At 52.0% G+C, this 11588-nt stretch carries 11 protein-coding genes and 1 pseudogene; 5 read left to right on the forward strand and 7 right to left on the reverse strand.

Annotated features, from left to right (window positions below; all coding sequences use genetic code 11):
- The coding region (locus FDW94_RS11535) for a DUF3053 domain-containing protein (protein WP_137377611.1) at positions 1-736 on the reverse strand (736 nt) is incomplete at its 3' end.
- Between the two features lie 380 nt (positions 737-1116).
- Here FDW94_RS11535 and FDW94_RS11540 point away from each other — a divergent pair.
- From FDW94_RS11540 to cueP, 3 genes are all read left to right on the forward strand, one after another.
- On the forward strand, positions 1117-1407 hold the full coding sequence (locus tag FDW94_RS11540; RefSeq protein ID WP_003827383.1) for an HTH-type transcriptional regulator: 291 nt from the start codon (positions 1117-1119) through the stop codon (positions 1405-1407).
- A gap of 279 nt (positions 1408-1686) precedes the next feature.
- A complete protein-coding gene (gene cspA, locus FDW94_RS11545; RefSeq protein WP_000014594.1) occupies positions 1687-1899 on the forward strand; it encodes an RNA chaperone/antiterminator CspA in 213 nt (70 codons plus the stop codon).
- A gap of 187 nt (positions 1900-2086) precedes the next feature.
- A complete protein-coding gene (cueP, locus tag FDW94_RS11550; RefSeq protein ID WP_048236988.1) occupies positions 2087-2626 on the forward strand; it encodes a copper-binding periplasmic metallochaperone CueP in 540 nt (179 codons plus the stop codon).
- A 113-nt stretch (positions 2627-2739) separates the two neighbouring features.
- On the opposite strand, the gene glyS is transcribed toward cueP, so the two are convergent.
- The 3 genes from glyS to FDW94_RS11565 all read right to left on the reverse strand — a co-directional run bounded on the left by glyS (position 2740) and on the right by FDW94_RS11565 (position 6134).
- Positions 2740-4809 carry a glycine--tRNA ligase subunit beta gene (gene glyS, locus FDW94_RS11555; protein WP_008786433.1) on the reverse strand — a complete coding sequence of 690 codons (2070 nt, stop codon included), beginning with the start codon at positions 4807-4809 and terminating at the stop codon, positions 2740-2742.
- A 9-nt stretch (positions 4810-4818) separates the two neighbouring features.
- On the reverse strand, positions 4819-5730 hold the full coding sequence (glyQ, locus tag FDW94_RS11560) for a glycine--tRNA ligase subunit alpha (RefSeq protein WP_137377612.1): 912 nt from the start codon (positions 5728-5730) through the stop codon (positions 4819-4821).
- Positions 5731-5825: 95 nt separating this feature from the next.
- Positions 5826-6134, reverse strand: coding sequence for a YsaB family lipoprotein (locus FDW94_RS11565; RefSeq protein ID WP_020996059.1), 309 nt, complete (start codon positions 6132-6134; stop codon positions 5826-5828).
- 172 nt (positions 6135-6306) lie between these two features.
- Here FDW94_RS11565 and FDW94_RS11570 point away from each other — a divergent pair, with 172 nt between their 5' ends.
- Positions 6307-7302, forward strand: coding sequence for an acyltransferase (locus FDW94_RS11570; protein ID WP_071446723.1), 996 nt, complete (start codon positions 6307-6309; stop codon positions 7300-7302).
- Here FDW94_RS11570 and yiaB read toward each other — a convergent pair.
- From yiaB to xylA, 3 genes are all read right to left on the reverse strand, one after another.
- Positions 7299-7664, reverse strand: a complete 366-nt coding sequence (yiaB, locus tag FDW94_RS11575; RefSeq protein ID WP_079934333.1) for an inner membrane protein YiaB — start codon at positions 7662-7664, stop codon at positions 7299-7301. The genes FDW94_RS11570 and yiaB overlap by 4 nt on opposite strands.
- A gap of 167 nt (positions 7665-7831) precedes the next feature.
- Positions 7832-9286, reverse strand: a complete 1455-nt coding sequence (gene xylB, locus FDW94_RS11580) for a xylulokinase (protein ID WP_137377613.1) — start codon at positions 9284-9286, stop codon at positions 7832-7834.
- Positions 9287-9357: 71 nt separating this feature from the next.
- On the reverse strand, positions 9358-10680 hold the full coding sequence (xylA, locus tag FDW94_RS11585; protein ID WP_137377614.1) for a xylose isomerase: 1323 nt from the start codon (positions 10678-10680) through the stop codon (positions 9358-9360).
- Positions 10681-11041: 361 nt separating this feature from the next.
- Between xylA and xylR the strand changes: the two are divergent.
- Positions 11042-11588, forward strand: a pseudogene (gene xylR, locus FDW94_RS11590) (D-xylose utilization transcriptional activator XylR); the annotation flags it as partial.

The following is an 11588-nucleotide window of genomic DNA, read 5'->3' on the forward strand; positions in this document are numbered from 1 at the left end:
TGAAAAAGCGCAAAAGATTGCGGAAATACTGGGCGGCATTCACCGCAGCTGTCCAGGCCTGATTAAATGCCTGATGCTGAGCAGCCAACGGGCCAATCAGCGTATTGTACTGACTTGCCTGCTGTGACGTTGGGAACTGGATACCGTTGGCGACAAAGCTCACCTGCGTATCCTGCTGCGCCACAAAATCACCAACCTGCACCAACTGCTGCGTGAAAATTTGCGCAGCAGGGATCAGCGGCTGTAAGGCCTCTGCTGGTGCAGTAACAACTTTGTTGTACACCTGATCAAAGACCGGCTTCAGATCTTCGCCCTGCTTCAGCGCGCCATGCGCAGCATCTGCCTGTAGTTTCGCATTCTGCAACTGTTGCCCTAATACACCTAGCGCACCATTTGCCTGACGCAGCGGTTCACGCTGAGTCACATAATCCTGAGGAACACGAATCGCATTTACGCTATCAACCACCGGACGCAGACCGGAGTCCATCGCCTGATTAACCTGTTGCGAATAGCCATACAGAATCGCGTAATCGGACACAAACGGGCCAAACTGTTTTTTCTGATCGGCGGTCAGCGTTGGTAAACGCTCTCCGCTACGCATTGCAGTATTCTGCAGAAAATCGATAAACGCTTTGCGTTGATCGCCTTCTTTATCAAAACACCCACTCAGGCCAACTACCATTAAGAGCGCCAAAACAGGCGCAAACCAGCGAGAGCAGGACTTACCTGTCGCCATTTTAATACTCCTTTCACCCAAAAATGCGCACAACGACACCCGCGTGCCTGACGTTGACAAGGATAGTCCAGGTCAGCCCCGCAAGATACCCTTTCCGCGTAATCTTGTGGGGGAAAATAACCGTTCCCGCCACCGTTCGTTTTGCTAAACAATGCTGCATTCACCACTCGGCGTCATATTTTAGTCATCTTTACAATCGGAATCGATCGTTCGGAGATCCCGACCTTTATCAGTTCGTTAGCCAGCAAAAGATTGTCACCTGCGATCCGCTGAAACGAATCCATCACACAACCCTTAAATCCGGCTTCATTTTTTCCGACTACTCTTAATGAGCTTCGAAGAAATTCACGATCCCGCTGTGTGATTTGTAGGAGTTCTCAATGGAATACAAAGATCCTATGTTTGAACTGCTAAGCAGTCTGGAGCAGATTGTTTTTAAAGATGTATCGCAGACGGTCACTCTGCCGCAAAAAACCAACCCTTTCACCGAATTTGAACAGCTACGACGAGGGACAGGTTTAAAAACAGATGATTTTGCCCGAGTGATGGGCGTGACGGTCGCGATGGTTCATGAATGGGAGTCTAAACGCGTAAAGCCTTCCACTACCGAGCTAAAGTTGATGCGCCTGATTCAGGCAGACCCTAGGTTAAGTAAGCAACTGATGGATTGAACTATTTTTCAATTTTGCTTAAGAACGGTCCTGTTTCAGGGCCGTTCTCTTACGAAGGTTATCCACAAAAAAGAAAATAGTAGTTGCATCCACATGCGTAAAATGAGTTAATGCCCTCAACGGTTTGACGTACAGACCATTACAGCAGTTAGTAAGGCAAGTCCCTTCAAGAGTTATCGTTGATACCCTTCGTAGTGAGCATTTCCTTTACTGTTAAAAAATCTGTAAAGCACGCCATATCGCCGAAAGGCACACTTATTTTTTAAAAGGTAATACACTATGTCCGGTAAAATGACTGGTATCGTAAAATGGTTCAACGCTGACAAAGGTTTCGGCTTCATCACTCCTGACGATGGCTCTAAAGACGTGTTCGTACACTTCTCTGCTATCCAGAACGATGGCTACAAATCTCTGGACGAAGGTCAGAAAGTTTCCTTCACCATCGAAAGCGGCGCTAAAGGCCCGGCAGCTGGCAACGTAACCAGCCTGTAAGCTTAAAAAGCTCAAAATTCTGAATCCCTGCCAAACGGCGGGGATTTTTTTTATCTGTACTTCGCAGCACATCCCACCTAAACGCTTCTTTGCATTACTTTACCCGTCGCCCCTTTGACCTTTCCCTAAGGGCAAGCTTTATAGTGAGCCAGTCTATATCCCACAATTTTCACAAGGAATTGAAGCTATGTCGAAATCCTCACTGCTGCTGATTTTAGGTTTGCTCACTACAGGTACTGCGTTCGCGGCAACGCCGGAAGCTACTTTTCTGGCCGAACACGGGCTTAGCGGGAAATCCGTCGAACAAATCGTAGAGACGATTGATCAGTCACCGCAGAGTCGCCCGCTGCCGTACTCAGCGTCCATCACCAGCACCGCGTTGAAGCTCTCTTCGGGCGATCAGGTTTATACCCTGCCGCTCGGTGAAAAATTCTATCTGTCATTTGCCCCGTATGAATGGCAAACACATCCTTGCTTCAACCACAGTCTTTCTGGCTGCCAGGGCGAAATGCCGGAGAAGACATTCAATGTCAAAGTGACGGATAACAAGGGTGATGTGGTGGTACAAAAAGCGATGAAGAGCGGCCGTAATGGCTTTGTCGGGGTATGGCTACCGCGCAATATGGAAGGCACCATCGCAGTGAGCTACAACGGTAAAACGGCGGAGTATCCTATTAAGACGATGGAAGACAGCCAGACATGTCTGACAAAATTGCAGTTGCGCTAACAACATAAAAAAATGCCGGATGGCGCAATGCTTATCCGGCCTACTGGTGTTTCTCTCGTAGGCCGGATAAGGCGAAGCCGCCATCCGGCATTTTCTAAGTCAGCGCAGGGCCGTTACTGCAGCAGAGAAATATCTGCCACGCGCAGGAACAGCTCGCGCAGTTTTTCGAGCATAGACAGACGGTTAATACGCAGATCTTTATCTTCTACGTTGACCATCACTTTCTCGAAGAACGCATCAACCGGTTCACGCAGTTCCGCCAACTCAACCAGCGCTTCCTGGTAACGACCGGCAGCGAAGACAGGCTCCAGCTTATCGCGCAGCACAACCACCTGCATTGCCAGCGCAATTTCTTCCGGCTCTTTCAGCGTTGCCGCATTCACGCGGTCATTCAGCGTCTCTTCAGACTTCGCCAGGATGTTCGATACACGCTTGTTCGCGGCAGCCAGCGCGGACGCGGCTTCCAGCGTACGGAAGTGCGAAACCGCCTTCATACGTGCGTCAAAATCAGCCGGACGAGTCGGACGACGTGCCAGCACGGCCTGAATGGTGTCGACGGTATAACCTTCGTCCTGATACCAGGCGCGGAAGCGACCGAGCATAAAGTCGATAACGTCATCCACCACGTTGGCGTTGGTCAGCTTGTCACCATACAGACGAACCGCTTCTTCGGTCAGCGTTTGCAGATCCAGATTCAGGTTCTTCTCAACGATAATACGCAGCACACCCAGCGCAGCACGACGCAGCGCAAACGGGTCTTTGTCACCTTTCGGATGCTGACCGATACCGAAGATACCCGCCAGGGTGTCCATCTTGTCAGCAATCGCCACGGCACAAGCTACCGGGTTCGACGGCAGATCATCACCGGCAAAACGCGGCTGATACTGTTCGTTCAGCGCCACTGCTACATCTTCCGCTTCGCCATCGTGACGCGCGTAGTGCATGCCCATCACACCCTGGGTATCGGTGAACTCGAAGACCATGTTGGTCATCAGGTCACACTTGGACAGCAGGCCAGCACGCGTTGCGTGGTTAACATCAGCGCCAATCTGACCAGCAATCCAGCCCGCCAGCGCCTGGATACGGTCAGTCTTGTCGCGCAGCGTACCCAGTTGCTGTTGGAACAGCACGGTTTGCAGACGCGGCAGATGGTCTTCCAGACGTTTTTTACGGTCGGTATTGAAGAAGAACTCGGCATCCGCCAGGCGCGGACGAACGACTTTCTCGTTACCGGAGATAATCTGGATCGGATCTTTCGATTCGATGTTGGCAACGAAGATAAAGTTCGGCAGCAGTTTGCCGTCGTTCGCGTAAACCGGGAAGTATTTCTGGTCACCTTTCATGGTGTGAACCAGCGCTTCAGACGGAACTGCGAGGAATTTCTCTTCGAATTTCGCGGTCAGCACTACCGGCCATTCCACCAGCGAGGTGACTTCTTCCAGCAGGCTTTCGCTCAGGTCAGCGTTACCGCCAATCTTACGCGCCGCTTCTTCAGCATCGGCTTTGATTTTCGCTTTACGCTCAGCGTAATCGGCAATTACTTTGCCGCGCTCACGCAGGATTTCCGGGTACTGATCGGCAGAATCGATGGTGAATTCCGGCTCGCCCATAAAGCGGTGTCCACGGATCACGCGATCGGACTGAATGCCCAGAATCGTTGCCGGAATCACTTTGTCGCCCAACAGCAGGGTCACGGTGTGAACCGGACGCACGAAGTGGACATCAGACGCGCCCCAGCGCATCAGTTTCGGGATAGGCAGCTTCGCCAGTGACGTGGCGATCATGTTTGGCAGCAGCGTTTCTGCGCTTTCGCCTTTTACATGCGCACGGTACAGCAGCCATTCGCCTTTGTCGGTAGTCAGACGCTCAGCCTGATCAACCGTGATGCCGCAGCCACGTGCCCAACCTTCTGCCGCTTTGCTCGGTTTACCTTCAGCGTCAAACGCCTGGGCAATGGCCGGACCGCGTTTTTCAACTTCGCGATCGGGTTGAGATTCCGCCAGATTCGCAACTTTCAGCGCCAGACGACGCGGCGCGGCGAACCACTCAACGTTGCCGTGCGCGATGCCAGCGTTATCCAGCTCCGCGGTAAAGTTTGCAGCAAAGGACTCAGCCAGGCTGCGCAGTGCTTTTGGTGGCAGCTCTTCAGTGCCGATTTCCACCAGAAAAGTTTTCTCAGACATGGCCGCCTCTTATTTGTCTTTGTTGCACATCGGGAAGCCAAGGGCTTCACGGGAAGCGTAGTAAGCTTCTGCCACTGATTTGGTCAGGGTGCGAATACGCAGGATATAGCGCTGACGCTCAGTGACGGAGATGGCTTTACGCGCATCCAGCAGGTTGAAGCTATGGGCGGCTTTCAGAATGCGTTCATACGCAGGCAGCGGCAGCGGATTTTCCAGCGCCAGCAGCTGCTGCGCCTCTTTCTCGTACTGCTCGAAGCAGGTGAACAGGAAGTCCACGTCGGCGTATTCAAAGTTGTAGGTGGATTGCTCCACTTCGTTCTGATGGAACACGTCGCCGTAAGTGGTTTTACCCAGCGGGCCGTCGCTCCAGACCAGGTCGTAAACGCTGTCTACGCCCTGAATGTACATGGCCAGACGTTCCAGACCGTAAGTAATTTCCCCGGTTACTGGTTTACATTCCAGGCCACCAACCTGCTGGAAGTAGGTGAACTGCGTCACTTCCATGCCGTTCAGCCACACTTCCCAACCCAGCCCCCAGGCACCCAGCGTCGGGTTTTCCCAGTTATCTTCCACGAAACGGATATCGTGAATGGTCGGGTCCATACCCAGTTCTTTCAGAGAACCCAGGTACAGCTCCTGAATGTTGTCCGGAGACGGCTTAATCACTACCTGGAACTGATAGTAGTGCTGTAAGCGGTTCGGGTTTTCGCCATAGCGGCCATCGGTCGGACGACGAGAAGGCTGCACATAAGCAGTCGCCATCGGCTCCGGCCCCAGCGCACGCAGGCAGGTCATTGGGTGAGATGTTCCCGCGCCGACTTCCATGTCCAATGGTTGAACGATGGTGCAGCCCTGGCGAGCCCAGTAATCCTGTAAGGTCAGGATCAAGCCCTGGAAGGTCCTGGTATCAAACTTTTGCATATTATTTCGTGCTGGATACGTGTGGATTTAAAGGAAGCGGTCAGTATACCCGCTGGCTGCAAGATATACAGTACGAAACGGGAAAAAGGGGGAACTTAGCGCATGGAAAGGTGCAAAAACTGCCCGTCTGCATCAAAAGAACAGACAAAACTCTCTTTACGGAAGGTAGAACCACGCATCTCATAGCTGCCCTGGAATTGTTCCAGTCCAGAGATATCAATTTTCTGCGCGCCAGTGTTGTAGCGTTGCGCCGCCTCATTTTTGCACAATGACTCCATATCCAGCGAACGTGTGGCACTGACCTTAACCTTTTGCGCTTTCTGCGCAGGTGCAGACGATTGTGTGTCAGCGCACGCTACCAGCAAAAGGGCAGCGATCGCGGGAAAGAAATACTTCATCATCATTTTATTACCGCCTGGTTTGCTGGTCAGTCTTATTATTAGTGTCTGGAAACAGATCCTATTTTGAGAATCTCATCAGACCATCTCAAGCTTTAGCGTAAGAACTCGGATTATTCCAGTGAGCTACGTTCGCAAAATATCGGTCAGACTTTTTTTAATGGACACAGAGGAACTGATGCAGCCCAAAATTTTCTGGATTGATAACCTGCGCGGGATAGCCTGTTTAATGGTCGTGATGATCCACACCACAACCTGGTACATCACCAATGCGCAAAGCGTCAGCCCGTTGAATTGGGATCTGGCTAACGTGCTCAATTCAGCTTCTCGCGTCAGCGTTCCGCTGTTCTTTATGATTTCGGGTTATCTGTTTTTTGGTGAGCGTAGCGCCAAACCGCGCCATTTCCTGCGCATCGCGCTTTGCATTCTGTTCTACAGCAGCGTGGCGCTGGCCTATATCCTGCTGTTTACCTCGATCAACGCTGAGCTGTCGCTGAAGAACCTGCTGCAAAAGCCGGTGTTCTATCACCTGTGGTTTTTCTTCGCGATCGCCGTCATCTACCTGGTTTCTCCGCTGATACAGGTGAAAAATATCAGCGGTAAGATGCTACTGGCGCTCATGGTTGTGATTGGGGTGATTGCCAATCCCAACACCGTCTCGCAAAAAATCGGCGGCTTTGAGTGGCTCCCAGTCAACCTGTACATCAGTGGCGATACTTTCTATTACATCCTGTACGGCATGCTGGGCCGGGCGATTGGCATGATGGATACGCAAAAGCGTGCGCTCAGCTGGCTCTGTGCGGCGGTATTTATTACCGCAGTATTTATTATTTCTCGTGGCACATTGCATGAACTGCGCTGGCGAGGCAATTTTGCCGACACCTGGTACCTCTACTGCGGCCCAGCGGTATTTATTTGCGCCGCCTCGCTCCTGACGCTGGTCAAAAATACGCTCAGCACACGTACCCTGCCGCTACTGGGCCTTATTTCTCGCCATTCATTGGGCATTTATGGTTTTCATGCGCTGATCATTCACGCACTACGTACCAACGGAATTGAACTCAAAAACTGGCCACCGCTGGATATGCTGTGGATTTTCAGCGCCACGCTGGCAGGAAGTTTACTGTTGTCTATTCTGTTGCAGCGTATTGATACACGTAGGCTGGTGAGTTAGGTGTCTCCAGGCAGCGCCCGATTACACGAACGCTGCAGTAAAAATTGCCCCATTAAACAGACGAAGAATGCTGCCGGGTATAACCCTATTTCGAAGGGCGCCAACGGGGCATTCCACACCCCCACCAGCAACAACCCTGCCGTGATGAGCGCCACCATCTGACATACGGAAGCGAAGCGTTCATCGTTTTGATTGAGATTTACTGCGCGCTGATAGGCATACGTTACGAACATCCCCGTCATCAGCGCCCCCAAAAAATACCCCTTGCCGCTCAATAACGGGCATGCACGCCATAAACCGATACTGTAAGTCAGTATGCCTGAGAGGAATAATATCCATGGCAACAGCCTGGTTGTCTTCATTGGGATCTCCTTATCCATCATGGATACAATATGAATAACCCGCTAAAGACAACACAGAAAAAAGCGACTACGCTGGACTTTCAGAATACATCCATACGTGTAACTTATTATTTTTGTGGATATATGTATGCGGCAAATTCCCCTCTGCTAGCCAGAGGGGAAAGTGGTCAGGACATCAGCGGTTGTAATTGCTGATAGATACGACGGAAGGTTTCTCGACACTGTTGATAACGAGCATGACGCTCCGCGTCAGGATAATGCGCCTGCTCCAGCGTAAGCTGAGGCAGTAACTCTGATAACGACGTTTGCGGATTCATGGCAACTTGCGCCAGGCGCGCCGCGCCGAGTGCAGGGCCAACGTCACCGCCGGTACGGTAATCCAACTGCAATCCGCTGATGTCAGATAGCATCTGACGCCAGTATTCACTGCGTGCCCCACCGCCGATCAGCGTAATGCTGGCGGGCTGAACGCCACAGGCATGTACCACGTCCATACCGTCAGCCAGCGCGAAACCCACACCTTCCAGCACCGCCTGCGCCAGTTCTGCCGGACCATGCTGATGAGTCAGACCGAAAAATACGCCCTTAGCCTGCGGATTGTTATGCGGCGTACGCTCGCCGGACAAATAAGGTAAAAACCAGACCGGCTCCGCGTGTTCATCCGCCTGTTGCGCAGCGTCAATCAACGCAGGAACGCTCGCCAGTCCGGTTAATTTTGCCGCCCAGTCCAGACACGATGCCGCACTTAACATTACAGACATCAGATGCCATCGCTCAGGCAAAGCATGGCAAAAACTGTGAACCGCACTTTCCGGTTTGCTAAGGAAACCATCACTCACCGCAAAATAGACGCCGGATGTCCCCAGCGAAAGCATCGCCTGACCGGCATTCATCATACCTACGCCAACCGCGCCCGCCGCGTTATCACCGCCTCCGGCAACAACCGCAACCTCCTGCATTCCCCAGGCTTTAGCGACGTCTGGCAATAAGGTTCCGGTAATCTCGCTGCCTTCATAGAGCGCAGGCATATGTGCGCGAGTCAGTTTACAGGCAGCCAGCATGACATCGCTCCAGTCACGCTTCGCGACATCCAGCCACATTGTCCCTGCCGCATCAGACATATCGCTGGCAAAATCACCGGTCATGCGCAAACGCAGGTAATCTTTCGGCAGCAGGACTTTATCAATCTGGTTGAAAATCTCCGGCTCGTGGCGTTGCACCCACAGCAGTTTTGGCGCGGTAAAGCCAGGCATCATCAGGTTGCCAGTGATGGCTCGAGACTGCGGAACCTGACTCTCCAGCATCACGCACTCTTCAGCACAGCGACCGTCGTTCCATAAGATAGCCGGACGCAATACCTTCTGTTGTTCATCCAGTAGCGTCGCGCCGTGCATCTGCCCGGCAATCCCCAACGCTTTCACCTCGCGGAGTGAATGCTGCTGACCCAGTGCTTTTACCGCGCGATCCGTTGCCAGCCACCACTGCTCTGGGTCTTGTTCTGACCATAACGGGTGCGGGCGCGAGACGGTGAGTTTCTCCGTTTTTGAAGCCACCACATCGCCCTGCTCATTGAGCAGAATGGCCTTTACGCCTGATGTGCCAAGATCTATCCCGATATACATAAGGCATCGTTCCTTAAAGAAAGGCCCGGTAGCGCTAGCTGACCGGGCTTACGGACGTTCTCAGAGACCCGTTATTTGTCGAACAAATAATGGTTTACCAGATTTTCCAGCAATTCCTGATGACCGCTCTGGTGCACTGGCGCCAGGTTGTGTTGTTCAGCGTACTGCGCAATTTCTGTCAGCGACATCTGGCCTTTCAGAATTTGCTGGCCCAGTTCACCATTCCAACCGGCATAACGTTTAGCCACACGCTGATCCAGGCCACCGTCTTCAATCATACGGGCCGCAATTTTCAGCGACAGCGCCATGGTATCCATCGCGCCAATATGACCATAGAACAGATCGTATTTATCGGTGCTCTGACGACGTACTTTGGCATCAAAGTTCAGGCCGCCGGTAGTGAAGCCGCCCGCTTTCAGGATTTCGTACATCACCAGCGCATTCTCTTCTACGCTGTTCGGGAACTGGTCGGTATCCCAGCCCAGTTGTGCGTCACCGCGGTTGGCATCGACAGAGCCAAACAGACCCAGCGCGATAGCAGTGGCGATTTCGTGATGGAACGAATGGCCTGCAAGCGTAGCGTGGTTGGCTTCGATATTCAGTTTGATCTCTTTTTCCAGACCGAACTGCTTGAGGAATCCGTACACGGTCGCCGCATCGTAGTCGTACTGGTGCTTGGTCGGTTCCTGCGGTTTCGGCTCGATAAGCAAAGTGCCCTGGAAACCGATTTTGTGTTTGTGTTCCACGACTAATTGCATGAAACGACCAATCTGCTCACGTTCCTGACGCAGATCGGTATTCAGCAGTGTTTCATAACCTTCACGGCCGCCCCACAGAACGTAGTTTTCACCACCTAACTTGTGCGTGGCATCCATGGCCGTAACCACCTGCGTGGCGGCCCAGCTGAACACTTCTGGATCTGGGTTTGTGGCCGCACCCGCACCGTAGCGTGGGTTAGTGAAGCAGTTTGCTGTACCCCACAGCAGCTTCACGCCGCTCTGTTCCTGTTTTGCCGCCAGCACATCAACCATCTGCGCAAAGTTGTTTTTGTACTCTTTCAAAGACGCGCCTTCCGGCGAAACATCCACGTCATGGAAGCAGTAGTAAGGCACGTTCAGCTTGTGGAAAAACTCAAATGCCACATCCGCTTTGCGTTTCGCCAGCGCCAAAGCTTCACCAGGCTGCTGCCATGGACGATCGAAAGCGCCCATACCGAACATATCCGCCCCGTTCCAGCAGAAGGTATGCCAGTAGCAGGCCGCAAAACGCAGATGATCTTCCATGCGCTTGCCCAATACGATTTCGTCAGGGTTGTAATGGCGAAATGCGAGCGGGTTGGTGGATTGAGTGCCTTCGAAACGAACACGATCGAGTTGGTCAAAATAAGCCGGCATAATAAGCTCCATAATCAGGTAATACGGCAAGTAAACTGCGATATGGCTATACTGGAATTTCCTGATTTATTGCTCAATTACGTTATTTCACACCGCCATTAAGAGAATACCCAAACGTGCGCTGGCTCCCAAAAAAACGCGCTAAATAAAGAAATAAAAAAGCGATCGCGATCGAAGGTTAGTCATTAAACAAAAAACCGTAATGCGCAGATAAAAAATGACAATTGTCATCCCGCGACCAGTATGTAAATTTTGCGTAGCCTCAGGCAATCAGGAATTTTGTCACGCTTCATCAAGCAGTCGTACCTGCGGTTTTGCTAGTATCGACAGGCCCACGTTAACCTTTCCAGGACAGGTTCTTATGTTTGATAAACGTCACCGCATCACTCTGCTATTTAATGCCAATAAAGCCTACGACCGCCAGGTGGTAGAAGGTGTGGGTGAATATTTACAGGCATCGCAATCCGAGTGGGATATATTCATTGAGGAAGATTTCCGAGCCCGTATCGATAATATTAAAGACTGGTTAGGCGACGGCGTTATTGCTGATTATGACGATGATGATATTGCGCAATTACTTGCCGATGTTGAAGTTCCCATCATCGGCGTAGGAGGCTCCTACCATCTGGAGCAAGATTATCCACCGGTACATTACATCGCCACCGACAACCACGCGTTGGTAGAAAGCGCTTTCCTGCACCTGAAAGAAAAAGGGATTAACCGCTTTGCGTTCTATGGTCTGCCATCGTCAAGCGGCAAACGCTGGGCCGCGGAACGTGAATATGCGTTTTGCCAGCTGGTTGCCAAAGAGAAGTACCGCGGCGTTGTCTATCAGGGGCTGGAAACCGCACCGGAAAACTGGCAGCACGCGCAAAATCGTCTGGCGGACTGGCTACAAACACTACCGC

Source organism: Citrobacter sp. wls757 (assembly GCF_005280935.1).
In the GTDB taxonomy this organism is placed as follows: domain Bacteria; phylum Pseudomonadota; class Gammaproteobacteria; order Enterobacterales; family Enterobacteriaceae; genus Citrobacter; species Citrobacter portucalensis.